Source organism: Mycobacterium sp. (assembly GCF_035274705.1).
Taxonomy (GTDB): Bacteria; Actinomycetota; Actinomycetes; order Mycobacteriales; family Mycobacteriaceae; genus Mycobacterium.
This window is the reverse complement of the sequence record NZ_DATENY010000087.1, coordinates 17,406-41,414: the sequence shown is the minus strand read 5'-3', so window position 1 is coordinate 41,414 and position 24,009 is coordinate 17,406. Positions and strand designations below refer to the sequence as shown.

The following is a 24,009-nucleotide window of genomic DNA, read 5'->3' as shown; positions in this document are numbered from 1 at the left end:
CGTCAGGGCGTGATCTTCGTCTGCTCGTCGATCACATCCGTTGCCGCGCCGATAATGTCGATCTGATCCTCGAGACTGTCGGCGTTGAGTTGAAGCACGTACAAACCGTCGTTGCCAGGGATCACGACCGTCTTCTGCGCAACGACCTTGGTCTGCCCGTCCTGCACCCAGGTACCGCCCAGCTGATACGCGGGATATTCGCCGAGCGTGCTGGTGGACCCGTCGTTCATCGCTTTCCAGCCGGGCAGGTTGTTCAGCTCGCCAGACGCCAGGTCGATGATCTTCTGCGGGTCGACATTGCCGGTCAGCTTGGACACCAGCGCGACGACGCTCGGCGTGTACTCGCCGGCGTTCGGCCCGGTGTAGATGATGGCGCCGTAGGCCCAGTCAGGAGTGTCCTCGCCGGCCGGCTCCCAGCCGTCGGGCACCGGCAGATCGATTGTGGGAGAACCGGGATCGCCGCGCTTGACCGGCGTTTCCTGAATCTTGTTCTCCGCGATGTAACTTGCGATCGTCGGGTTCGGCCCCGCGGCGTCCTCGTCACGCGGCGCCACCTTTGGCTTGGTCGACGGGGCCGCCTTCGTACTCGTAGAAGCGCTGGTCTTCGACGACGAGCTCGACGTGCTGGGCGCGGTCTTGCTGTCCGAGCCGCAGCCCGATAGCACGATCGCCAACGCCGCCGCTATCGCGGCAGTCCCAGTGATGGCTGTGCGTTTCACGAATTAACTCCTGTCCGTCTGATGTTCACGTTTGGGCAAACTTGTTGCGCCTTCATTGCCGTAGCGAAGCGTAGTGCAAAAGTGTGTTTGTACAGGGTGAGTAGATATACCTAATCTGCGGCAACGGCGATGACCGCAATTCTTCGGGAGCTCCCGACACCAATTTGCTTCGCATACTGTCCGACTTGTTCAGGACAGCACCGGTCGCGCCGCCCTACGGTGGCGACCATGGATACTCGCCTGACGTCGACCGTCTTTAGATCTTCACCCAGGACAAGTACCTCCGACGAGACTGCGGGCAGATCGCAAATATCGTTGATCTGACGATCTGTGCGCAGTTTGGGCGTTCAGCGGGGGATCGGCCACACCGCGTCGGTGCATTCGGTGCCCTCCGCTGAGAGCTGGCGCTTGATCACCTTGAACGTCTCGGTGCGTGGCAATTCGGTGCTGACCCGCACGAACGACGGCCACTGCTTAGGGCCGAGGTCGGGCTGGTCGGTGAGAAATACCCGAAACTTCTCGGCGTCGAATTCGGCACCCGCGGTCAACACCACCGCCGCCATCACCCGGTCACCGACGGCAGGGTCTGGGATGGCGTAGACCGCGACCTCCGCGATGTCGGGGTGACGCAACAGGACTCGTTCGATCGGTGCGGTGCCGAGGTTCTCACCGTCGACTCGCATCCAGTCGCCGATACGGCCGGCGAAGTAGGCGAATCCGTTCTCGTCGCGGTACGCCAGGTCGCCGCTGTGATACATCCCGCCGCGCATTCGTTCGGCTTCGGCGTCGGGGTCGTTGTAGTAGCCCTCAAAACGCCCTGCGTCCGCGACGTTTACCAATTCACCGGTCACGCCCGGCGGGCACGGCTCACCGGTATCGACGTCGACGATCTCGGTGCCCTGCGGCAGCGGGCCGAGAGCGCCCGGCGGAGTGTCCGGTGTGCGGGCGATCGCAATTCCGCCCTCCGTCGACCCGAATCCGTCGACGACCACAGTGCCGAACCGGCGGCCGAATCGCTCCAGATCGGCAGGCGCACCTTCGTTGCCGTACACCGCCCGCAGCGGATTGTCCGCATCGTCGGGCCGCTCAGGCGTGGCCAGGACATACGACAGCGGCTTACCGACGTAGTTCGCATAGGTCGCCCCGTAGTGCCGGACGTCCGGCAGGAATTGGGATGCAGAAAACTTGCGGCGCAACGCAAGCGAACTCCGCGACGCCACCGCCACCGCCCAACCCACCAACACTGCGTTGGAATGAAACAGTGGCATCGAGACGTAGCAGACATCGCTCGGTCCCAGCTCGAACCGCTGCGTCATCGTCATACCGGCGATCGCGACCTTGCCCTGACTGCACTTGACGGCCTTGGGTTCGCCGCTGGTGCCCGATGTGTAGATCAGCATGAACAGGTCAGCAGGGTCGGCGACCCGCGCCTCGACCGGGGCGTGCCGGGCCGCGGCCACTTCGGCAGCCCACTGCAGCGAGTCGACGTCGATGTAGTTCATGTCGCCGAGGACCGATGCGGATGCCGAATCGGCAAGTACCACTTGACAATCGGCGCGGGTGACGTCGCGGGCCAGCGCCGCGCCGCGGCGGACGGGATTGAGACCGACAGGGACGATACCCGAGAGCCCGGCGGCGACGAGCACTGCAGAGAAGAACGGCGTGTTCTGTAGCAGCACCCCTACATGCGGCGGCCGCGCCGGATCGAGACGTGCCCGCAGGGCGGTCGCCACCGCTGCGCCGTGCTGGATGTGGTCACGCCAGCTGGTGAAGGTGTCCTCGAAGTACACGCCCCGGTCGTCGATGTCGACCAGCGGGGTCAGCAGGTCTGTGACGGTGGGCAGCCCCGAGAGATCCGCGGCCACGAATCAGGCGGGTGTGTCGGCCAATTCGCGGCCGATGCGCAGCAGCTGTCCTGTCGCGCTGCCGACCGCGAACTCGGTCTGCTTGGCGGCCAGGAAGTAGCGGTGCACCGGGTGGTCGAGATCGATCCCGACGCCGCCGTGCACGTGCACCGTCGTGTGGGCCACGCGGTGTCCGGCATCGGCCGCCCAGAACGCCGCGGTGCCGACCTCGAGGTCGGCAGGCAGGTCCTCGGACAACCGCCACGCCGCCTGGGTCAGCGTCAGCCGCAGCCCCTTGACGTCGATGTAGCCGTCGGCCAGTCGCGAAGACACGGCCTGGAAGCTGCCGATCGGGCGGTCGAACTGCTCGCGCTCCCGCGCGTACTGCGATGTCAGCTCCAACGCGCGCTCGAGCACTCCGAGCTGAAAAGCGCTGCGGCCCAACGTGCCGTGCGTAGTGAGCCAGGCCGCTACCTCATCACCTCCGACGACACGGTCGCCGTCGACCTCGACGCCTCGCAACTCCAGATGCCCGACGCTGCCGTGTCCGGTGGTGTCGAGCGCGCTGACCGTCACACCCGAATCACCGGCGGCCACAACGAAAACCATGGTGCCCGAATCGGTTTCCGCCGGAACGAGGAAGGCGTCGGCGACGGCGCCGTACGCGATCTGGGTGCGTGAGCCTGTCAAGTTGTATCCACCACCACTTGCGGTGGCTTGCACCGGCCCCTCGCCCATCTCGCCGTCGAGCGCGATCGCGATGATCGTCGAGCCGTTGATCGCCGGCGTCGCCCACTCCTGCTGCAACGCCTGCGAACCGAACTTCGCCAGCGCGCCCGCGCCGAGCACGGCCGACTCCAGGTATGGCACCGCCGCCATCTGGCGGCCCAACGCAACCAGCACCGCCACTTGCTCCAGCACGCCAAAACCGCCGCCGCCCAGGGATTCCAGCGCGGCTGCTGAGAGCACGTCCGCCTCGATCAGCTTGCCCCACAAGTCGCGGTCGAACCGTTGTTCCAGCCCGTCGAGCTCACGATGATGCTCTGGCGTGCACACAGACTCGGTAATGGTGCGCACCAGGCCGCCCAAGTCGTCGGCGGCTTCCGTTGTCGTGAAATCCATTGTGTGTCCTTACCGGTTCACTCGGGGCAGGCCGAGCGCGATCATGCCGATGATGTCGCGCTGAATCTCGTTGGTGCCGCCGCCGAACGTGAGGATCAGGCAGCTGCGGTGCATCCGTTCGACGCGACCCCGCAACAGCGCGCCGGGCGAGTTCGGCCGAAGCGTCGCGGCGGTGCCGAGCACCTCCATCAGCAGTCGGTAGGCCTCGGTGGCCAGCTCGGTGCCGAACACCTTGGCGGCTGATGCGTCCGCGGGGGACGGGGCGTCCTCGGTGGAGGCGAGTTCCCAGTTGATCAGCTTGAGGACCTCTGCCTTGGCATGCACGCGCGCGAGGTTCAGCTGCACCCATTCGGAGTCGATCAGCCGATTGCCATGCACGTCCTTGGTGTTCTGCGCCCATTCGCGAACGCCGTTGAGCGCCAAGAAGATCGGCTGGGCAGACACCAGCGCGACTCGTTCGTGATTGAGCTGGTTGGTCACCAGCTTCCAGCCGGCGTTCTCCTCCCCGACCAGATTGGCGACCGGCACCCGCACATCCTGGTAGTAGGTGGCGCTGGTGTCGACACCGGCCATCGTGTGCACCGGCGTCCAGGAGAAGCCCTCGGCCGTCGTCGGCACGATCAGCATCGAGATGCCCCGGTGCTTCTTGGCCTCTGGGTTGGTGCGCGCCGCGAGCCACACGTAGTCGGCGTATGCGATGAGGCTGGTCCACATCTTCTGGCCGTTGATCACGTAGTCGTCGCCGTCACGTACGGCGGTGGTGCGCAGTGCGGCCAGGTCGGTGCCCGCGCCCGGTTCCGAGTAGCCGATGGAGAAGTGCAAGTCGCCCGAGGCGATCTTGGGCAGGAAGAACTTCTTCTGCTCGTCGGTACCGAACGCCATGATGGTCGGCGCGACGCTGTTGATCGTGAGGAACGGCACCGGGACGCTCGCGATGGCGGCCTCGTCGTTGAAGATGAGCCCATCCATCGGCGGACGCGCCTGGCCGCCGAACTCTTTCGGCCATGACAGCGTCAACCAGCCGTCCTTGCCCATCTGCGCGACCGTTTCGCGATAGACGTTGCCCCGCCCCATCTCGCCGTCGCTTGCGGCGAGCGCCTCGGCGCGTTCCGGGGTCATGAGCTTGGTGAAGTACGCGCGCAGCTCGCGGCGCAACTCCTCTTGCTCTGGGGTGTAGCCGATCCGCATGGCGGTGTCCTAACTTCTTCTGTGAGAGCCCGTCGTCTGACCCTGATTCACACCTGGTTGTAACACGTTCTAGTCTTGGGGTCCAGGGCGGTGCCGCACTGGTGCTCAGCGCGGCTCTGACTGCAAGGAGGTTGTCATGCGTGTGGAAGTGGACCGTGACCGCTGTGAGGGCAACGCGGTTTGCGTGGGAATTGCCCCCGACCTGTTCGAGCTTGACGACGAGGACTACGCGGTGGTCAAGGCGGACCCGGTGCCGGCCGACCAGGAGGACCTGGCGGATCAGTCGATCGCCGAATGCCCCCGAGCTGCCCTGATCCGCAGAGACTAGAGGTATTCATAAATTGACAAATCATTCCGACGCGGCTGATCTGTCTGGTCACGTCGCGGTGGTGACAGGTGCGGCCGCGGGACTGGGGCGCGCAGAGGCGATCGGCCTTGCTCGCGCGGGCGCGACGATCGTCGTCAACGACATCGCCGGTGCGCTGGATAAGTCGGACGTCATCGACGAGATCACCGCGGCTGGATCGAAGGCCGTGGCCGTCGCCGGTGACATCAGCCTGCGCTCTACCGCCGATGAACTCGTGCAGACCGCTGACGGCCTCGGCGGCTTGGCCATCGTCGTGAACAACGCGGGGATCACCCGCGACCGCATGTTGTTCAACATGAGCGACGAAGACTGGGACGCGGTAATCGCGGTTCACCTGCGTGGCCACTTCCTGCTGACGCGCAACGCCGCCACGTACTGGCGCGCGAAAGCCAAGGAATCCGACGGCACGGTTTACGGCCGCATCATCAACACGTCGTCGGAGGCCGGTCTGGCGGGCCCGGTCGGCCAGGCCAATTACGGCGCGGCCAAGGCCGGCATCACCGCGCTGACGCTCTCGGCGGCGCGGGCCCTCGAGCGCTACGGGGTGCGGGCCAACGCCATCGCCCCGCGGGCGCGCACGGCCATGACGGCCGACGTGTTCGGCGAGGCGCCCGAGCTCACTGACGGCCAGCTCGACGAACTGTCCCCCGAACATGTGGTGACCCTGGTGCGCTTTCTCGCCTCACCGGCGTCGGTAGGCGTGAACGGACAGCTGTTCATCGTCTACGGTCCTACAGTGACACTCGTTGCGGCGCCTACGGCCGAAAAGCGGTTCAGTGCGGATACCGATGCGTGGGACCCTGCAGAGCTCAGTGCAACGTTGCACGAATACTTTGCTGGCCGGGATCCTGAGCGGAATTTCTCGGCCACCGCACTGATGGGTTAGTAAGCCTGACTATCTTGGATGCCAACGTTTCGAGTGCACTAGAACACGTTTCAGAATGACTTGGGTCACACTGGCTTTGACCTGCACAAAGGTTACAGTTTTGAGTAGTTTTGTTGTTCTTTGACACTGCGAACGTGTTCTAGTTAGTATGATCCGGCTCACTAAGAGCAACGCTTAACACTGGGGTGGGAGAACCGTCGCGGCGAGCAGTCCCAAACTCTTCGCCATGGCGTACGGATCGCCAGCACTCCGCCCGAGAACGGAGCCGAGGTTGATCGAACAGCTTGCGGCACCGGCTCGGGCCGTGGGCGGGTTCGTCGAAATGTCCCTGGAGACTTTCGTCAAGATCTTCCGGCGCCCCTTCCAATTCCGGGAATTCCTCGACCAGACGTGGATGATCGCGCGGGTTTCGCTGATCCCGACGCTGCTGGTGGCCATCCCGTTCACGGTTCTGGTGGCCTTCACGCTCAACATCCTGCTTCGCGAGATCGGCGCCGCAGACCTGTCCGGTGCCGGCACCGCGTTCGGCACGATCACCCAGCTTGGTCCGGTCGTCACGGTGCTGGTGGTGGCCGGCGCTGGCGCGACAGCGATCTGCGCGGATCTGGGCGCGCGCACCATCCGCGAAGAGATCGACGCGATGCGCGTGCTGGGCATAGACCCGATCCAGCGCCTCGTGGTGCCGCGGGTCCTGGCCTCGACGTTCGTGGCGCTGCTCCTCAACGGTCTGGTCTGCCTGATCGGCCTGTCGGGCGGCTACGTCTTCTCCGTCTTTCTTCAGGGCGTCAACCCGGGAGCCTTCATCAACGGGCTCACGGTGCTGACGGGGCTGGGCGAGCTGGTGCTCGCGGAGGTCAAGGCTTTGCTATTCGGCGTGGTGGCCGGGCTTGTCGGCTGCTACCGCGGACTGACGGTGCAGGGCGGCCCGAAGGGTGTGGGGACCGCGGTCAACGAGACCGTCGTCTACGCGTTCATCTGCCTGTTCGTGATCAACGTGATCATGACGGCCATCGGCGTCCGGGTGCTCGTGCGATGACGGGATGCGTAGCGATGAGCCTCTTGGGCGAAGCGCCGAATGGTGAGAGCCGAGGCCGCCGATGAGTTACGACGTCACGCTCCGCTTCCGCCGCTTCTTCAGCGGCGTGCCCAAGGCCGTCGACACCGTCGGCGAGCAGGCGCTGTTCTACGGCGAGACGATCCGATACCTCCCCAACGCGATCAGGCGCTACCGCAAGGAGACGATCCGGAACATCGCCGAGATGACCATGGGCACCGGCGCGCTGGTGATGATCGGCGGGACCGTGGGCGTCGCGGCCTTCCTCACCCTCGCCTCCGGCGGTGTCATCGCCGTGCAGGGTTACTCCTCGCTGGGGAACATCGGCATCGAGGCGCTGACCGGATTCCTGTCTGCGTTTCTGAACGTGCGAATCGTCGCGCCCGTAATTGCCGGCATCGCGCTGGCGGCAACTATCGGTGCGGGCACCACCGCACAACTCGGAGCGATGCGCGTCGCCGAGGAGATCGACGCCGTCGAATCGATGGCCGTGCACTCGGTTTCGTATTTGGTGTCCACCCGGCTGATGGCGGGCATGGTCGCGATCATCCCGCTGTACTCGCTGTCGGTACTGGCCGCGTTCTTCGCCGCGCGGTTCACCACCGTCTTCATCAACGGACAGTCCGCCGGCCTCTACGACCACTACTTCAATACGTTCCTGGTACCGACCGACCTGCTCTGGTCGTTCCTGCAAGCCATCGTGATGGCGGTCGCCGTCATGCTGGTGCATACGTACTACGGCTACAACGCTTCTGGCGGTCCGGTCGGCGTCGGGATCGCGGTCGGTCAGGCGGTGCGCACCTCGCTGATCGTTGTCGTGACCATCACCTTGTTCATCTCACTCGCCGTCTACGGCGCGTCCGGCAACTTCAACCTCTCCGGATAGGCGGGGGAGAATGTCCGACGGTGACGCCAAGCGCAGCCACGTAAGGATCGCTGCGGCGATCCTGGCTGCGATTCTGGTGGCCGCCACTGTGTTCACCTACCTGGCCTACACCGCTGCGTTCACCGACACCGACACGGTGACCGTGACGTCCCCACGCGCCGGCTTGGTGATGGAGCAGGACGCCAAGGTGAAATACCGGGGCATCCAGGTCGGCGAGGTGAAGAACATCGAGTACGCCGGTAATCAGGCGAAGCTCACGCTGTCGATCAACAGCAATGAGATGCGATACATCCCGGCGAACGCGACGGTGCGCATCGCGGGCACAACGGTTTTCGGTGCCAAGTCGGTCGAGTTCGTGCCGCCTGACAAACCGTCGGGCACATCGTTGCGGCCGGGTGCGCAGGTGGAGGCCTCGGCGGTGCAGCTGGAAGTCAACACGCTGTTCCAGACGCTCACCGACGTGCTACACAAGATCGATCCGATCAATCTGAACGCGACGCTGTCCGCGCTCGCGGAGGGACTGCGCGGCAACGGCGATGATCTCGGCGCCACTCTGTCCGGGCTGAATTATTATCTGCAGCAGTTCAATCCGAAGCTGCCGACATTGCAGGACGACTTCCAGAAGACCGCAGTGGTGGCCAACATCTATGGCGACGCCGGTCCCGATCTGGCCCGTATCTTCGACAATGTGCCGACCATCAACAACACGCTCGTCGATGAGCAGGACAACCTCAACGCGACACTGCTCGCGGCGACGGGGCTGGCCAACAACGGCACCGCGACGCTGCAGCCCGCCGAAAACGACTACATCGCGGCCATTCAACGGCTGAGAGTGCCGCTGAAGGTCGCGGGCGACTACTCACCCGAATTCGGTTGTGTCCTGCAGGGCGTGGCGAAGGCCATCGACACGTTCGCCCCGGTCATCGGTGGCACCCGGCCGGGCCTGTTCGTGTCGTCCAACTTCATTCCGGGCGCGCCCGCATACACCTACCCGGAGAGCCTGCCGATCGTCAACGCTTCCGGCGGTCCGAACTGCCGCGGGTTGCCCGACGTTCCGACCAAGCAGTTCGGCGGCTCCTGGTATCACACGCCGTTCCTGGTCACCGACAACGCCTACGTCCCTTATCAGCCGAACACCGAATTGCAGTTCGACGCGCCGTCGACGCTGCAGTTCCTGTTCAATGGCGCGTTCGCGGAAAGGGACGACTTCTGATGAGCGCTTGCGCGAAGAGGCGAGGGCACTGATGAGCGCTTGCGCGAAGAGGCGAGGGCACTGATGAGCGCTTGCGCGAAGAGGCGAGGGCACTGATGAGCGCTTGCGCGAAGAGGCGAGGGAACTGATGCGCCGCGACAGGACGCTGCTCAACGTCTCCATCTTCACGGTGGCGATGGTCTTGGTGGCCGCGTTCCTGGTAGTGGTGTTCGGTGAATTCCGGTTCGCGTCGGATAACACCTACCACGCCACCTTCACCGACGCGTCCCGGCTGAAGGCAGGGCAGGACGTGCGCATTTCCGGTGTCCCGGTCGGGACCGTCAACGGCGTCAAGCTGAATCCGGACAACTCGGTCGATGTCACGTTCGACATCAACAAGCGCTACCAGCTCTATACCTCGACGAGGGCGGTCGTCCGCTACGAGAACCTGGTGGGTGACCGCTATCTCGAGATCACTTCCGGCCCAGGCGAACTGCGGAAGTTGCCGGCGGGTTCGACGATCCCGAAGCAGAACACTCAGCCGGCATTGGATCTCGACGCACTGCTCGGCGGCCTTCGGCCGGTGCTCAAGGGCCTCGACGGCGCGAAGATCAACGAGGTGAGCAACGCCGTCATCGAGTTGCTGCAGGGGCAGGGCGGTGCGCTGTCCACCTTGTTGTCGACGACGAGTGCATTCACTCAAAACCTCGCCGCCCGTGACCAACTCATCGGCGATGTGATCAACCACCTCAACGAGGTGCTGGGAACCGTCGACGACAAGGGCGCGCAGTTCAACGCCAGCGTGGATGAACTGCAGAAGCTCATCACTGGGCTGGCGGAGGGCCGCGACCCGATCGCCGGCGCGATTCCGCCACTGGCGACGGCGGAGAACGATCTGACCGACATGCTGGCCCAGTCTCGGCGCCCGCTGCAGGGCGTTATCGAGAACACCCGCCCGCTGGCGCAGCGGCTGGACGAGCGCAAGGCGGACGTCAACAAGGTCATCGAGCCTCTCGCCGAGAATTACCTGCGCCTCAACGCGCTTGGCGCCTACGGGTCGTACTTCAACATCTACTACTGCTCGATCCGGATGAAGATCAACGGCCCGGCAGGCAGCGACATCCTGATTCCGTTCGGCGGCCCGCCGGACCCGTCGAAGGGGAGGTGCTCGGAGAATGGCTAGACCTGACGGCGGCAATCCGTTACGCACCGGGATCTTCGGCATCGTGCTGGTGGCGTGCCTGGTGCTGGTGTCGTTCGGCTACACGCAACTGCCGTTCTGGCCGCAGGGCAAACCCTATGAGGCGTATTTCACCGACGCGGGCGGCATCTCGCCGGGTAGCGATGTGAACGTGTCCGGTATCCGGGTCGGGAAGGTCACCGGCGTCGCGTTGGCGGGAGACGCCGCCAAGGTGGCGTTCACCGTCGACCGGGACATCAAGGTCGGTGACCAATCCCTTGTCGCGATCAAGACCGACACCGTGCTCGGCGAGAAGTCTCTGGCTGTCACCCCTAAGGGTTCCGGAGAGTCGACGGTTATCCCGTTGGGCCGCACCACAACTCCGTACACCCTGGCTACTGCTCTGCAGGACCTCGGCCAGAACGCCAGTGAATTGGACAAGCCGAAGTTCGAGCAGGCGCTGCAGACGCTGACCGACACCTTGCGTGACGCGACGCCGCAGCTCCGCGGCACACTCGACGGTGTCGCCAATCTGTCGCGCAGCCTGAACAAACGCGACGAGGCGCTCGAACAGCTTCTGGCACACGCCAAGAAGGTGTCCGACACGCTGGCCCAACGCTCCGGACAGGTCAATCAGCTGATCGTCGACGGCAACATGCTGTTCGCCGCACTTGACGAACGCCGTCAAGCGCTGAGCAATCTGATTGCGGGCATCGACGATGTGTCGCACCAGATTTCGGGCTTCGTCGCCGACAACCGAAAGGAGTTCAAGCCAGCGCTGGAGAAGCTGAACGCCGTCTTGGATAACCTCCTCGAACGTCGTGAACACATCGGTGAGGCTTTGCGCCGGCTGCCGCCGTACGCGACCGCCCTCGGTGAGGTGGTGGGCTCCGGACCCGGCTTCCAGATCAACCTGTACGGCCTGCCGCCTGCCACTCTGTCGGAGGTGCTGCTGGACTTCTACTTCCAGCCGGGCAAGCTGCCGGACAGTCTCGCCGACTATCTGCGCGGATATATCTCCGAGCGGCTGATCGTTAGGCCGAAGTCGCCATGACATACGCCAACCCGTCTGCCGCACAAAGCCGGTGGCTGCGCATAGCGCTTGCCGCCGTGCTGGTCATCTCCCTGGTCGTCGGCGTCTATCTGGTGTGGCCGTCACGCGCCGGCCACAAGGTCGTCGGTTACTTCACCTCGGCGGTCGGTCTATATCCGGGTGACGACGTGCGCATCGTCGGCGTCCCCGTCGGCAAGGTCGACTCGATCGAGCCGCGGGCCACCGACGTCAAGATCACCATGACAGTGCAGGGTGACGTCAAGGTGCCTGCCGATGCCAAGGCATTGATCATCGCGCCAAATCTGGTGTCCGCCCGCTTCATTCAGCTGACTCCCGCCTACACCGGAGGCGCAGCCATGGCCGACGGCGCCCAAATCGGCTCGGACCGCACGGCGGTGCCGGTCGAATGGGACGAGGTCAAGGAGCAACTCACGCAGCTGAGCGCCCAGCTTGGGCCGCAACAGGGATCCATGCAGGGGCCGTTGTCCGCGTTCGTCAATCAGGCCGCCGACACCTTCGAAGGCAATGGCGACTCGTTCCGACAGGCGCTGCGGGAGTTGTCACAGACGGCGGGACGGCTTGGCGACTCGCGCACCGATTTGTTCGGCACCGTCAGGAATCTGCAGGTGCTCGTCAACGCGCTCTCCAACAGCAACGAGCAGATCGTGCAGTTCACCAACCACGTCGCATCGGTGTCGCAGGTGCTCGCCGACAGTTCGGCCGACCTCGACAACACGCTGGGCACGCTCAACCAGGCGCTGGCCGATGTCAAAGGGTTCTTGCACGAGAACAATCCGGCATTGATCGAGCAGATCGGCAAGCTCGCCGACTTCACGAAGATCCTGACCGACCACAGCGACGACATCGAGCAGATCCTGCACATCACGCCCAACGGCCTGGCCAACTTCTACAACATCTACAACCCGGCCCAGGGCACCGCCGGCGGACTGCTGACACTGCCCAACTTCGGCAACCCGGTGCAGTTCATCTGCGGCGGCACGTTCGACACCGGCGCGAACCCGGATAACTACAAGCGGGCGGAAATCTGCCGCCAGCGAATGGGCCCCGTGTTCAAGCGCATCGCGATGAACTTCCCGCCGTTGCTGTTCCACCCGATCAACAGCATCACGGCCTACAAGGGGCAGATCACCTACGACACCCCGCAGACCGAGGCCAAGGCCGAAACCCCGGTGCCGTATCTGCAATGGCAGAACGCGCCAGGAGTTGCGCCGCCGCAGCTGCCGCCAGACGCCGACCTCACGTCGCTGATCCTTCCGCCGGCACCACAAGCCGCATCGACGTCACACGCTGGGGGACCTGAAGCAGCTCCTGCACCAGCACCGGCCGCACCGTTGCCAGCCGAGGGGGCAGGCGGATGATGCGCAAAGCGTTGGCCGTCTCGTCGGGCATGATGCTACTGACGGGGTGCTCTTTCGGCGGCCTGAACTCACTCAACATGCCGGGCACGGCGGGTCACGGCGACGGCTCCTACAAGATCACGGTCGAGCTGCCTGACGTGGCGACGCTGCCGCAGAACTCGCCGGTGATGGTCGACGATGTCACCGTCGGCAGCGTGTCGGGCATCGACGCCGTGCAGCGACCCGACGGCACGTTCTACGCGGCAGTTCAGCTGTCGCTGGACAAGAATGTGAACCTGCCCGCCAATTCCATCGCGAAGGTTGCGCAGACGTCGCTGTTGGGTTCGCAGCACATCGAGCTCGCGCCGCCCGAAGGCGAGCCGGGCGCCGGGAAACTGACCAACGGCTCCGAGATACCGGTCGCTCACACGGGCCGATATCCGACCACCGAGGAAGTGTTGTCCTCGCTGGGTGTCGTGGTGAACAAGGGCAATCTCGGTGCGCTGCAAGACATCACCGACGAGACCTTCAACGCGGTCGCCGGCCGCGCCGGAACCTTCACCGACCTGATCCCGCGGCTGGCTGAGCTGACGACTTCGCTGGATCGGCAGACCAACGACATCATCGCGGCGGCAGAAGGCCTCGATCGGTTCTCCGGCATTCTCGCTCGCAGCAAGGACAGCCTGGGCCGAACGCTGGAGTCCCTGCCCGCTGCGCTGAAGGTCCTCAACGACAACCGCGCCAACATCGTCGATGCCTTCGGCGCGCTGCGCAGCTTCGCGACCATCGCGGCGCGAGTTCTCGAGCAGACCAAGGACGACTTCGCCGCGGACTTCAAAGACCTGTACCCGGTGATCAAGTCGCTCAACGACAATGCCGATACCTTCATCAAGGATCTGGAGTTCTTGCCGACGTTCCCGTTCCATTACAAGTACCTGCGCAACGCGGTGCGTGGCGACTATCTCAACGTGTTCGTGACGTTCGACCTGACGTTGCGGCGGCTGGGCGAGACGGTCTTCACCACCTCGCTCGGGCTGGATCCGAATATGAAGCACCTCGACGAGGTGGTCAATCCGCCCGACTTCCTGACCGGCGCGATGTCGAACCTGTCCGGCCAGGCCGCCGATCCGTTCAAGATTCCGGTGGGAACCGCCACCCAGCACGGGGGGACGCCCTAGATGCTGGCCCGGCTGACCCGAATCCAACTGTCGATCTTCGCGATTGTCACGATTATCACCGTCAGCGCGATAGCGATCTTCTATCTGCATGTGCCCGCCGCGGTCGGTCTGGGCGCGTACAACGTCACAGCGAATTTCGTTGCGGGCGGCGGTCTTTACCAGAACGCCAACGTCACCTACCGCGGCGTGACCGTCGGGCGGGTGGAATCGGTCGGACTGACCGACAACGGCGTCGTCGCCCACATGCGGCTCAACAGTGGTACCGCCGTGCCCGACAACGTCACCGCGACGGTCAAGAGCGTGTCGGCGGTCGGTGAGCAGTACATCGACCTGGTGCCGTCCGATCAACCGTCGAAGTCCAAGCTGCGCAACGGGTCGAACATCGACCAGCAGCACACCGCGATCGGTCAGGACGTCGCGGGGCTGCTTCGCGAGGCCGATCAGCTTGTCAGCAGTGTGGGCAACAGCCGCCTGCAGGACGTGCTGCGCGAAACGTTCAAGGCGTTCAATGGTTCTGGGCCCGAACTGGCGCGATTGATCCAGTCGTCGAGACTGCTCATCGACGAGGCGAACTCCAATTACGGACAGATCACCCAGCTGATCGATCAGGCCGGCCCGTTCCTCGACGCGCAGATCCGCGGCGGGGACGACATCAAGTCGCTAGCCGGGGGGCTGGCCCGGTTCACCGGGGAAGTCGCGAATGCTGATCCGCAAGTGCGGTCGGTGCTGCAGAACGTGCCGGGTGCGGCGGCCGAAGCCGATACGACGTTCGAGGGCATCCGGCCCACCTTCCCGATGCTGGCCGCCAACCTGGCCAACTTCGGGCGCATCGGCGTGATCTACCGCAAGTCGCTCGAACAGGCGCTGGTGATTTTCCCCGCGTTGATTGCCGCGTTGGAGACGGTGGCCGGCGGTGTGCCTGTTGACGAGGGCGGCAAGCTCGACTTCAAGATCGACCTGCAAGATCCCCCGGGCTGCTCGACGGGTTTCATCCCGCCGCCGTTGATCCGCTCGCCCGGCGACACCACGCTGCGTGAGCTGCCGACGGACCTGTACTGCAAGACGCCTCAGAACGATCCCACCGTGGTGCGTGGCGCGCGTAACTACCCGTGCCAGGAGTTCCCCGGCAAACGTGCGCCCACGATCCAGCTGTGCCGTGACCCGCGTGGCTACGTGCCGATCGGCAGCAACCCGTGGCGCGGGCCGCCAATCCCGGTCGGCACGCCGATGGACGAACGCGAGGACAACCACTACGAGCCGCCCGGGCGAAACATCCTGCCGCCCAATAAGTTCCCGTACATCCCGCCGCAGGTGGATCCCGATCCGGGTCCGCCGGTCGTGCAGCTGCCGCCGGGTGTGCCGCCTGGGCCGGGGCCTGCGCCGCACGCGCCGTTCCCGCTGCCGGTGCCGCCGAACGAGCCGGGTACACCACCACCGCCGTGGCCGTTCTATGCGCCGCCGGACCAGGTCGTGCCGCCGTATGGCAGGACGCCTCCTGAGGCACCTGCGCCACCACCGGCCGCACCACCGGCCGACGGGGGAGCGCCGCTGCCTGCGGAGGTGCCGATGGCCAGTGGGCCGTCGGTCGCGACGTACGACCAGAACGGCAAGTTCGTCGACCCCTCCGGCGGAACTGGCGTGTACGCGCCCGGTGATGCCAAACTGGCGCCCGCGGAGAATTGGGTTGATCTGATGTTGGCTCCAAGGCAGGCGTGATGGCAGAAGACACGGTTTCGACGCCGACGGCGCTGAGACCGGGGCGGCGCCGTGCGTCGCGACCGGCCGGGCCGACCGGTGCGGCAACGACAACAGCCACCGGCGTTGCCGTCGACAAGGCGGCGCCGGTCAAGGTCCGGCTGGCTCGGCCCGCGAGTCCGCCGCCCCGCCGACAGCCGCACCGCACGCTGGTCGCGGTCGTCGCGTTGGTGACCGTGTTGGTTTCGGCGGCGATCTTGGCCGGCGGGGTGGCATGGATGCTCGTCCAGCAGCGGCATGCGGTGGCCGGTCAGGACCGCGACCAGCGCTTCGTCGATACCGCGTCGCAGACCGTGGTCAACATGTTCAGCTACAACCAGAACAACATCGACGAGAGCGTGAACCGGTTCGTCAACGGCACCAGCGGCCCGCTGCGCGACATGATGAGCCAGGGCAACAACGTCGACAATTTGAAGGCGATCTTCCGCGACACCAACGCGAACTCCGAGGCCGTGATCAACGGCGCCGCGTTGGAAAAGGTCGACGACATCGCGAAGAATGCGGCGGTGCTGGTGTCTGTACGCGTCACCGTGACTGACATCGACGGCGTCAATTCACCGTCGCGCCCGTACCGGCTTCGGGTGATCGTGCACGAGGACGACAACGGCCACATGACCGCCTACGACCTCAAGTACCCCGACGGGGGCAACTGATGCGTCGTTGGGCGGGAAGGCTTGTCGGCGCCGTAACGGTATTGCTGGCCGTGGGATTCGTCGGGCTGGCGGGCGTCGGTGGCTGGCTGTACTGGAATCGCGTGGAGATGCGCGGCGAGCAGACCACACGGGCCGAAGTCGCTCCGTTGGCGGCCAAGCAGATTCCGCAGGTATTCGGCTACGACTACCAGACCGTCGAGCGCAGCCTCAACGAGGTGTATCCACTGCTGACTCCGGATTACCGCCACGAGTTCGAGGACCGCGCCACCAAGGACATCATCCCGCAGGCGCGGGAGCGGCAAGTCGTCAGCCAGGCCAACGTGGTCGGAGTCGGAGTGCTTAGCGCCCAACGGAATTCGGCATCGGTGATGGTGTACATGAACCGCACGGTGACCGACAAGTCCAAGCAGCCCGTCTACGACGGCAGCCGGCTGCGTGTCGACTATCAGAAGATCGACGGCAAGTGGCTGATCAAGTACATCACCCCGATTTAGCGGCGTCGTCCGTGCGGGTGGATGCCAGCGCATCCAAGAACGATCGCGCCCAGCGGTCGACGTCGTGGGCGAGTACCTGCCTGCGCAGGGCGCGCATCCGCCGCCGGCCCTCTTCCGGTGTCTGATTCAGCGCGGCCTCGATCGTGTCTTTGACACCTTCGAGGTGATGCGGGTTGGTCAGATAAGCCTGACGGAGTTCGGCTGCGGCGCCGGTGAATTCGCTGAGCACCAGCGCGCCGCCGAGATCGCTGCGGCAGGCCACGTATTCCTTGGCCACCAGGTTCATACCGTCGCGTAACGGGGTGACGAGCATGACGTCGGCCGCGACGAAGAACGCGATCAACTCGTCGCGCGGGACGGGCCGGTGGATGTAGTGCACGATCGGATGGCCGACTTCACCGTATTCACCGTTGATGTGGCCGACCTGCCGTTCGATGTCTTCCCGCATCTCGATGTAACTCTCGACGCGTTCGCGGCTCGGCGTTGCGAGTTGCACCAACACGGTGTCGTCACGCTTGGCGCGGTGTTCGGCCAGCAGCTCCGAAAAGGCCCGCAGCCGAACGTCAATGCCCTTGGTGTAGTCCAACCGGTCGACGCCGAGCAGGATCTTGCGTGGGTTGCCGAGCTCGTTGCGAAGCTCGCGTGCCCGCTGCCGGATAGCACGCGAGCGCGATTGCTGGTCAAGCGCCGCCGAATCGATGGAGATCGGGAATGCGCCGACCTTCACGGTCCGGAAGCCGACGTTCACCTCGCCGAAGCGGGACCGCACACCGATCGTCGCGCGTGAGGTATTGGCGCCGACGAGTCGCCGCGCCAAGATCAGGAAGTTCTGCGCACCGCCAGGCAGGTGAAAGCCGACGAGATCGGCGCCGAGCAGGCCCTCGATGATCTCTGTCCGCCAAGGCATCTGCATGAACAGCTCCACCGGCGGAAACGGGATGTGAAGGAAGAAGCCGATCGTCAGGTCGGGCCGCAGCATCCGGAGCATCTTCGGAACAAGCTGCAGCTGGTAATCCTGCACCCACACCGTCGCACCGGGGGCCGCCACCTTCGCCGTAGCCTCGGCGAAGCGCCGGTTGACATCGACGTAGGCGTCCCACCACTCGCGGTGGTAGATCGGCTTGACGATCACATCGTGGTACAGCGGCCACAGCGTCGCGTTCGAGAAGCCCTCGTAGTAATTGGCTACGTCGTCGGCGGACAACCGGACCGGGCAGAGGAGCATGTCATCCTGTGCGATCGGGTCGTCATCGGCGTCGGGTATGCCCGGCCACCCGATCCATGCGCCGCGCCGGCGCCGCAGCAGCGGCTCAAGAGCAGTAACCAGCCCGCCGGGGCTGCGTTTCCACTCCAGGCTGCCGTCGGGCAGTCGCTCCATGTCGATGGGCAGCCGGTTGGCCACCACGACGAAGTCGGATTCCCCGGAGCCGGCCGGCTGGCCGCCCTCCGGAGTCATTTACGCCTCGAGCTTTGCCGGTCCAATGCCGAGCATCGACAAGAAGATCCGGCACTCATCCGCGTCGGTTGCATACGCGGCGACGACGCGCCGGGCCTGGCGTGCAGTGCTGTCGGCTAATGGCTCGACGTCGCCGAGCTCGGCGGGGTCAGATTTCGCAGGCATACGACAACTCTAGGCGACAGCGGCGTCGCTCTGCTGCTCGGTAGTGGAGCTAAGGGCTCGAACTGACGCTCGAATGCGGTATGGCTTGAGGTCCAGCCGCCTCGGCCTCTTCGGATAGCCCGATGCACTGGCCGGAGTTCGCCCCAGTGCATGGGATGGAGCCGCCACCGCCCGGCACGCTGACGGCGGGCAGGCTGGGATTACCGGAGATGCTGGTCAGGGGCGAATTGGGGACGGTGTGCGGCAGGCACTCGCCGGTATAGAGGTCTTCTTCTTCCCCCGATGGGCAGGCAAGCGGAACGGAACCGCTGGGCATGGTGACGACGGCGATCGCCGGGGCGGTGGCAACTGCGAGCGCAAACCCTCCGGCAATGATCAGTCGTCGTGCTGAAAGCTCAAAAGTCGCCATCGTCACGCTTTCTCTAGTTATTGACTAGGTCGTCGAACGGATTGTAGGGAAGCTTGCAGAAATCTGCATAGATTCCACCAGTTCCCTGGGAATTCGGCTCGACGACTTGCGGCCGACGGCGTGGCCCACTAAGGGCTGGAGCTGATGGTCGAGCGTGGTACCGGCTGAGGCCCTTCGGCCGCCTGATCTTCGGCCAGGCCAATGCAGGCGCCAGAGTCGTGGCCTGTGCACGGAACGCCCTGGATTTCCGGAATGTCGGGATTGGCCGCTGTCGTCGTGAAACCCGACGGCGAGTTAGGCACCACGAATGGGGTGCAGCTCGTCGTGAAAACGTCCTCTTCCTCACCGGTATCGCAGGCCGCCACAGCAACGACGTGATGGGGTTGTGCCAGCAGAGCTGCGGCTGGCGCGGCAGCGACCGCTAGAGCAAACCCGCCCGCGAGGACGAATCGTGCGGAGATCGGATATGTCGCCATTGCGCCGCCTTCTGATTGGTTTGTTTGTCTGCGCAATTGTATGAAGGCTGAAAGGTGTCTGTGCGCATTCGGCGGGTTCACTGAAACCGTGTCGATTCAACGCATGAAAAAAAGCCGGGGCACATTCATGCGCCCCGGCTTTAATCGAAGGATCGGGTTACGGGCTCGAGCTGACCGAAGAGTGCGGTACCGCGATCGGCCCCTCGGATTGCTCCTCCTCGGACAGGCCGATGCACTGTCCGGAATTGGCGCCGGTGCACGGAATGTTGTCGACCTCGGGCAGTCCGCCGGGTGAGGTCTCGGGTGAGTTGGGCACGAGCTCAGGGGTGCAGACTCCGGTGAAGGTGTCTTCGGATTCGCCGTTGGGGCATGCAGTGATCGACGGGGTTCCAGCGGTCGGTACCGCAAGGACGGCGACCGCCGGCGCTGCGGCCACTGCGACCGCAAATCCACCCGCAAGGAGCAGTCGTCGTGCTGGAAGCTTCAAGGTCGCCATCGTCACGCTCTCTGTAGTTATTGCTGGTAGCGCAGACATTACGCCGAGCACAGGGAAACCGCCGTGTCATCGTCAATAAAAGTGGTTCGGGTGTCCCATTTCTGGAAGCTTGCTGTCAGCTTGCTGTGGCACTACGTCACGTGCGCTTATCGGGGCACCGTAATGTGCGTGGCGTAGATAGTTTTCCAAGCGAACGAGGTGGTCCGCTGTGGCGAGCCCTGATCTGACAACTACCGAACAGGCCGAGGGTGATGCGCCCCGGCAGGCGACCTACGAGACGCTCGACGAAGGGCGCATCGCAAGGATCTGGCTGAATCGCCCACACGCGCAGAATGCCCAATCGAGAACGCTGCTCGTGCAGTTGGACGAGGCGTTCGGCCGCGCCGAGGCAGACGATCAGGTGCGGGTGGTGATCCTTGCGGCTCGCGGCAAGAACTTCTCGGCGGGGCACGATCTGGGCTCCGAGGAAGCGCTGCTCGAGCGCAAACCCGGCCCCGCGCAACATCCGACCTTTCGTTCGCACGGTGCCACGGTCCCGGCGATCGCGGAAAGAACGTATCTGCAGGAGTGGCATTTCTTCTTCGAGAACACCCGTCGCTGGCGGGATTTGCGAAAGATCACCATCGCTTCGGTACAGGGCAACGCGATCTCGGCTGCGCTGATGCTGATCTGGGCCTGCGATCTGATCGTGGCCGCCGACGACGCCAGGTTCAGCGATGTCGTCGGTGTGCGAATGGGTATGCCGGGCGTTGAATACTATGCCCACCCATGGGAATTCGGCCCTCGCAAGGCCAAAGAACTTCTGCTGACCGGTGATTCGATCGATGCCGACGAAGCGCATCGGCTTGGCATGGTGTCGAAGATCTTCCCCCGGGCCGAACTCGAGGACAAGACGCTGGAGTTCGCCCGCCGTATTGCAGAGCGGCCGACGATGGCCGCGCTGTTGATCAAGGATTCCGTCAACGCGGCCAGTGACGCGATGGGTTTCACCGAGGCGCTGCGGCACGGCTTCCACATCCACGAGCTCGGTCATGCCCACTGGGCGGCACACAACGAGAACCGCTATCCGATAGGGCTGCCGCCCGACGTTCCGGACTGGCGGTCGCTGGGAGCGCCGAAGCTTGCACGCCGCGACGAGCCGTGACGTATAACTAGAACCTGTTCTAGTTATCGGACGAAGGGGTCGCGGTGCAGCTGTCGTTGGCGGATCGAACATTCCTGGTTACTGGCGGTGGCAGCGGGATCGGCAAAGGTGTCGCCGCGGCCGTGGTCGCCGCGGGCGGCAACGCGATGCTCGTCGGGCGCAACGCCGACCGGCTGTCGGCCGCTGCTGACGAGATCAAAGCTGCCGGTGGATCGGGGTCGGTGCGCTACGAACCCGCCGACGTCACCAACGAGGACGAGGTCGCGCGGGTGGTGGACGCCGCGACGGCTTGGACCGGCCGGCTGCATGGTGTGGTGCATTGCGCCGGCGGCAGCGAGACCATCGGCCCGATCACTCAGGTCGACTCTGATGCGTGGCGGCGCACCGTCGATCTGAATGTCAACGGAAGCATGTACGTGCTGAAACATTCGGCGCGTGAGATGGTCCGCGGCGGCGGCGGATCGTTCGTCGGGATCTCGTCGATCGCGGCGAGCAACACACACCGGTGGTTCGGCGCGTACGGGGTGAGCAAGTCGGCGCTCGATCACCTGATGATGCTCGCGGCCGACGAGCTCGGACCGTCGTGGGTGCGGGTCAACTGCATCCGGCCGGGTCTCATCCGTACGGATCTGGTTGCGCCCATTCTGGATTCACCAGAGATCAGCGCGGACTACGCGTCGTGTACTCCGTTGCCGCGGCCCGGCGAGGTGGAGGACATCGCGAACGCGGCGGTGTTTCTGCTCAGCGATGCGGCGAGCTGGATCACCGGTCAGGTGATCAATGTAGATGGTGGGCATTGCCTGCGCCGCGGGCCGGATATGTCGGCGATGCTCGAACCGGTCTTCGGCGCCGAGGGTCTGCGCGGCGTGGTGTCGAGCTAAGCCCGTTTTCTCCACAGTCGCTTCGTCGCAGGACAGGGCCCCACCCCCAGCTAAGTCGCAGCGCGGTGACAGCCTTTCTCAAGCATCAAGGCGTCCACTCTTAGCAATTGGGGGCACTTCAGGATCGCCAAAGGTTGGGGGCAACATGGCGCAGTCGACAGCTGGTGAACGTACCAAGCTCTTGTTCGCAATAGTCGGTGGCAGTGCAGTGGTGGCGATGGCGGGATTTTCCGTGGCTATGGGCACGAGTGGTAGCTCGGACCCGTTACCTGTGGCCCACCCAGTCCTGGTCGGCCCAATGACCCAGGGCGACACAGCTACCACTACCATTCCGCCTACCGCATTGGCTACGGAGAAGGCCGTGCCAACAGTCAAAGCTCCGCATCGCTGACCGGTGGCTCGTGGGCACAAGGTCCCATGGCGTGCAAGGAGTGCCGGACCCGCGACGTACGGCAACAGCGGAACTGAGGCGCTTCTCAGCATCACCGGGCGTATCGAAGCCGAACGCACCAACCTCAGCAGTTCTAAGCCCGACCGGTCGGGCTCGGACCGCCGGCCTCCCAGGCCGACAGCGCGCCGACCGCCGCCCAATCCAAATCGGCGCCACCGTTGGCCAGCAGTGTCAGGAAGCGATCACGCAGTAGGCTGGCGATCGGCAATGGCACTGCAAGACTTTCACCTGCGGCAAGCACAAGCCGGATGTCCTTGAGGCCAAGCGCGGCGGCGAAGCCGGCCGGTTCGAACTCCCCACGCGCAACGATCTCGCCATACGTCTTGTAGACCGGTGCGCCGAACAGGGTCGACGTCAGGACCTCCAGATAATCCTGCTTGTCCACTCCGGCCTTGGCGACCAATGCCATTGCCTCGCCGAGTGATTCGATCACCGAGGCGATCAGGAAATTGCCACTCAGCTTCACCAGGTTGGCGGCCTTCGGTTCGTCCGATGCGACAAACGTCCGCTGCCCTATCGCGTCGAACACCGGTGAGATGGCCTGCACCTTCTCGCGCATCCCTGCTGCGACGACGAAAAGTTTTGCCGCAGCCGCCGCTTCCGGTCGGCCGAAAACCGGTGCTGCCACAAAGGCTTGGCCCGCTTCGGCGTGTGCCTCGGTCAACCGCTCGGCAAGCGCGACGCTGATCGTGCTCGACGAGACATGCGTCGCATCCGGTCGCAACGACGCGACGATGCCGTGGTCGCCGAACGTCACCGCCTCCACCGCCTCGTCGTTGGCCAGCATCGAGATCACAACATCACCGCCGCACGCCTCCGCGACGCTCTTCGCAGCCTTCGCGCCCTGCTTCGCAAGTGCCTCGACCTTGTCCTGCGACCGGTTGTACGCCGTCACCTCGTGCCCGGCCTTCAGCAGGTTCGCCGCCATGCCGGCACCCATGTTCCCCAGTCCGATGAACCCAATCTTCATGGCGTCCACGATGCCCGGTATTCCTGTGTGTATGAAGTTCTCTTCGACGATGCAGCAGATGGGCAACAACACCGGCATCGAGGTGCCCGCCGATATCGTGGCCGACCTCGCCGCTGGCAAGCGGCCGCCTGTCGTGGTCACTGTCAACGGCTACGAGTACCGCTCGACCGTCGCACCCATGGGTGGCAAATGCCTGCTGCCGTTTTCCGCCGAGCGGCGCGCGCAGCGCATCGCCGCGGTCGTCGCAAAGCTCGAGGGCTAACGCCCTACTGCGGAAGCTTGTCCCTGCAAAAGGCGTACAGGGCCAGGCCGCCGAAGTTGACCGACTTCTCGTCGGACCACTTCGTCTTGGCCTTGATCTGGTAAAGCGCCTTCTCGACAGTGCCGCCGCCGTTGAGCAGATCGCACGTCGAATGGGCCAGGTCAAGGGCAAAGGCGTCGGACTTCACGGCGATGCCCTTGTCCTTGAGTGCCTGCAAGAACGCCTGGTCAAGCTGATCGTCGGCAGAGGCCGGCGCCGCAACAACGGTCGCAGCGCCGACGGCGACCACCATCGCCGCCAACACGTGCCTTTTTCTCATCCGTCTCCCCAGTAACGTCCCCGGCCACCACGAAGAGTACGCCAGCAAAC

26 protein-coding genes are annotated in these 24,009 nt (G+C 64.6%); 15 read left to right on the top strand and 11 right to left on the bottom strand.

All coding sequences use genetic code 11. From position 1 onward, the window contains the following. Positions 1 to 2 precede the first annotated feature (2 nt). From VJV41_RS18540 to VJV41_RS18525, 4 genes are all read right to left on the bottom strand, one after another. Complete coding sequence (locus tag VJV41_RS18540) at positions 3 to 719, bottom strand: LpqN/LpqT family lipoprotein (protein ID WP_325336289.1); 717 nt, start codon at positions 717 to 719, stop codon at positions 3 to 5. Between the two features lie 347 nt (positions 720 to 1,066). Next, positions 1,067 to 2,563 carry a long-chain-fatty-acid--CoA ligase FadD17 gene (gene fadD17 / locus VJV41_RS18535; protein WP_325336361.1) on the bottom strand — a complete coding sequence of 499 codons (1,497 nt, stop codon included), beginning with the start codon at positions 2,561 to 2,563 and terminating at the stop codon, positions 1,067 to 1,069. Positions 2,564 to 2,587: 24 nt separating this feature from the next. Next, positions 2,588 to 3,685 carry an acyl-CoA dehydrogenase family protein gene (locus VJV41_RS18530; RefSeq protein ID WP_325336287.1) on the bottom strand — a complete coding sequence of 366 codons (1,098 nt, stop codon included), beginning with the start codon at positions 3,683 to 3,685 and terminating at the stop codon, positions 2,588 to 2,590. Between the two features lie 9 nt (positions 3,686 to 3,694). Then, positions 3,695 to 4,873, bottom strand: coding sequence for an acyl-CoA dehydrogenase family protein (locus tag VJV41_RS18525; RefSeq protein ID WP_325336285.1), 1,179 nt, complete (start codon positions 4,871 to 4,873; stop codon positions 3,695 to 3,697). A 136-nt stretch (positions 4,874 to 5,009) separates the two neighbouring features. On the opposite strand from VJV41_RS18525, the gene VJV41_RS18520 reads away from it, so the two are divergent. The 12 genes from VJV41_RS18520 to VJV41_RS18465 all read left to right on the top strand — a co-directional run bounded on the left by VJV41_RS18520 (position 5,010) and on the right by VJV41_RS18465 (position 16,930). Further along, complete coding sequence (locus VJV41_RS18520) at positions 5,010 to 5,201, top strand: ferredoxin (protein WP_325336283.1); 192 nt, start codon at positions 5,010 to 5,012, stop codon at positions 5,199 to 5,201. A 4-nt stretch (positions 5,202 to 5,205) separates the two neighbouring features. Continuing rightward, positions 5,206 to 6,126 (top strand): 3-oxoacyl-ACP reductase, encoded by a 921-nt coding sequence (locus VJV41_RS18515; protein WP_325336359.1) that lies wholly within the window; start codon positions 5,206 to 5,208, stop codon positions 6,124 to 6,126. Positions 6,127 to 6,397: 271 nt separating this feature from the next. Then, positions 6,398 to 7,162: an ABC transporter permease gene (locus VJV41_RS18510; protein WP_325336281.1), complete on the top strand. Its 765-nt coding sequence runs from the start codon at positions 6,398 to 6,400 to the stop codon at positions 7,160 to 7,162. Between the two features lie 61 nt (positions 7,163 to 7,223). After that, positions 7,224 to 8,066 (top strand): ABC transporter permease, encoded by an 843-nt coding sequence (locus VJV41_RS18505; RefSeq protein ID WP_325336279.1) that lies wholly within the window; start codon positions 7,224 to 7,226, stop codon positions 8,064 to 8,066. Between the two features lie 10 nt (positions 8,067 to 8,076). Continuing rightward, positions 8,077 to 9,279, top strand: coding sequence for an MCE family protein (locus VJV41_RS18500; RefSeq protein WP_325336277.1), 1,203 nt, complete (start codon positions 8,077 to 8,079; stop codon positions 9,277 to 9,279). 127 nt (positions 9,280 to 9,406) lie between these two features. Then, positions 9,407 to 10,441 carry an MCE family protein gene (locus tag VJV41_RS18495; RefSeq protein WP_325336275.1) on the top strand — a complete coding sequence of 345 codons (1,035 nt, stop codon included), beginning with the start codon at positions 9,407 to 9,409 and terminating at the stop codon, positions 10,439 to 10,441. Further along, positions 10,434 to 11,492 (top strand): virulence factor Mce family protein, encoded by a 1,059-nt coding sequence (locus VJV41_RS18490; protein WP_325336273.1) that lies wholly within the window; start codon positions 10,434 to 10,436, stop codon positions 11,490 to 11,492. The genes VJV41_RS18495 and VJV41_RS18490 overlap by 8 nt, the downstream gene beginning before the upstream one ends. Then, positions 11,489 to 12,871 (top strand): virulence factor Mce family protein, encoded by a 1,383-nt coding sequence (locus tag VJV41_RS18485; RefSeq protein ID WP_325336272.1) that lies wholly within the window; start codon positions 11,489 to 11,491, stop codon positions 12,869 to 12,871. Before VJV41_RS18490 ends, VJV41_RS18485 begins: the two co-directional genes overlap by 4 nt. Continuing rightward, entirely contained in the window at positions 12,868 to 14,028 is a 1,161-nt protein-coding gene (locus VJV41_RS18480; protein ID WP_325336270.1) for an MCE family protein, read from the top strand. Before VJV41_RS18485 ends, VJV41_RS18480 begins: the two co-directional genes overlap by 4 nt. Beyond that, the gene (locus tag VJV41_RS18475; RefSeq protein WP_325336268.1) at positions 14,029 to 15,744 is read left to right on the top strand and encodes an MCE family protein; all 1,716 of its coding nucleotides are present in this window, start codon (positions 14,029 to 14,031) and stop codon (positions 15,742 to 15,744) included. It begins immediately after the preceding gene. Further along, positions 15,744 to 16,436: a mammalian cell entry protein gene (locus tag VJV41_RS18470; protein WP_325336266.1), complete on the top strand. Its 693-nt coding sequence runs from the start codon at positions 15,744 to 15,746 to the stop codon at positions 16,434 to 16,436. The genes VJV41_RS18475 and VJV41_RS18470 overlap by 1 nt, the downstream gene beginning before the upstream one ends. Then, entirely contained in the window at positions 16,436 to 16,930 is a 495-nt protein-coding gene (locus VJV41_RS18465; RefSeq protein ID WP_325336264.1) for a mammalian cell entry protein, read from the top strand. The genes VJV41_RS18470 and VJV41_RS18465 overlap by 1 nt, the downstream gene beginning before the upstream one ends. Here the strand turns inward: VJV41_RS18465 and VJV41_RS18460 are convergent. From VJV41_RS18460 to VJV41_RS18440, 5 genes are all read right to left on the bottom strand, one after another. After that, positions 16,917 to 18,386: a trehalose-6-phosphate synthase gene (locus tag VJV41_RS18460; protein WP_325336262.1), complete on the bottom strand. Its 1,470-nt coding sequence runs from the start codon at positions 18,384 to 18,386 to the stop codon at positions 16,917 to 16,919. The two genes, VJV41_RS18465 and VJV41_RS18460, sit on opposite strands and share 14 nt — an antisense overlap. Then, positions 18,387 to 18,551: a hypothetical protein gene (locus VJV41_RS18455; protein WP_325336260.1), complete on the bottom strand. Its 165-nt coding sequence runs from the start codon at positions 18,549 to 18,551 to the stop codon at positions 18,387 to 18,389. Between the two features lie 49 nt (positions 18,552 to 18,600). After that, positions 18,601 to 18,960, bottom strand: a complete 360-nt coding sequence (locus tag VJV41_RS18450) for an intersectin-EH binding protein Ibp1 (protein ID WP_325336258.1) — start codon at positions 18,958 to 18,960, stop codon at positions 18,601 to 18,603. A 128-nt stretch (positions 18,961 to 19,088) separates the two neighbouring features. Further along, a complete protein-coding gene (locus tag VJV41_RS18445) occupies positions 19,089 to 19,436 on the bottom strand; it encodes an intersectin-EH binding protein Ibp1 (RefSeq protein WP_325336256.1) in 348 nt (115 codons plus the stop codon). 157 nt (positions 19,437 to 19,593) lie between these two features. Continuing rightward, positions 19,594 to 19,932: an intersectin-EH binding protein Ibp1 gene (locus VJV41_RS18440; protein WP_325336254.1), complete on the bottom strand. Its 339-nt coding sequence runs from the start codon at positions 19,930 to 19,932 to the stop codon at positions 19,594 to 19,596. 208 nt (positions 19,933 to 20,140) lie between these two features. On the opposite strand from VJV41_RS18440, the gene VJV41_RS18435 reads away from it, so the two are divergent. Both VJV41_RS18435 and VJV41_RS18430 read left to right on the top strand, forming a co-directional pair. Continuing rightward, positions 20,141 to 21,076 carry an enoyl-CoA hydratase gene (locus tag VJV41_RS18435; protein WP_325336252.1) on the top strand — a complete coding sequence of 312 codons (936 nt, stop codon included), beginning with the start codon at positions 20,141 to 20,143 and terminating at the stop codon, positions 21,074 to 21,076. A 44-nt stretch (positions 21,077 to 21,120) separates the two neighbouring features. After that, complete coding sequence (locus tag VJV41_RS18430; protein WP_325336250.1) at positions 21,121 to 21,957, top strand: SDR family oxidoreductase; 837 nt, start codon at positions 21,121 to 21,123, stop codon at positions 21,955 to 21,957. 524 nt (positions 21,958 to 22,481) lie between these two features. Here VJV41_RS18430 and VJV41_RS18425 read toward each other — a convergent pair. Beyond that, on the bottom strand, positions 22,482 to 23,378 hold the full coding sequence (locus tag VJV41_RS18425; protein WP_325336249.1) for an NAD(P)-dependent oxidoreductase: 897 nt from the start codon (positions 23,376 to 23,378) through the stop codon (positions 22,482 to 22,484). On the opposite strand from VJV41_RS18425, the gene VJV41_RS18420 reads away from it, so the two are divergent. Continuing rightward, a complete protein-coding gene (locus VJV41_RS18420; RefSeq protein ID WP_325336248.1) occupies positions 23,377 to 23,640 on the top strand; it encodes a DUF1905 domain-containing protein in 264 nt (87 codons plus the stop codon). The genes VJV41_RS18425 and VJV41_RS18420 overlap by 2 nt on opposite strands. A gap of 4 nt (positions 23,641 to 23,644) precedes the next feature. On the opposite strand, the gene VJV41_RS18415 is transcribed toward VJV41_RS18420, so the two are convergent. Further along, positions 23,645 to 23,959 (bottom strand): DUF732 domain-containing protein, encoded by a 315-nt coding sequence (locus VJV41_RS18415; protein ID WP_325336247.1) that lies wholly within the window; start codon positions 23,957 to 23,959, stop codon positions 23,645 to 23,647. Positions 23,960 to 24,009: the final 50 nt, after the last annotated feature.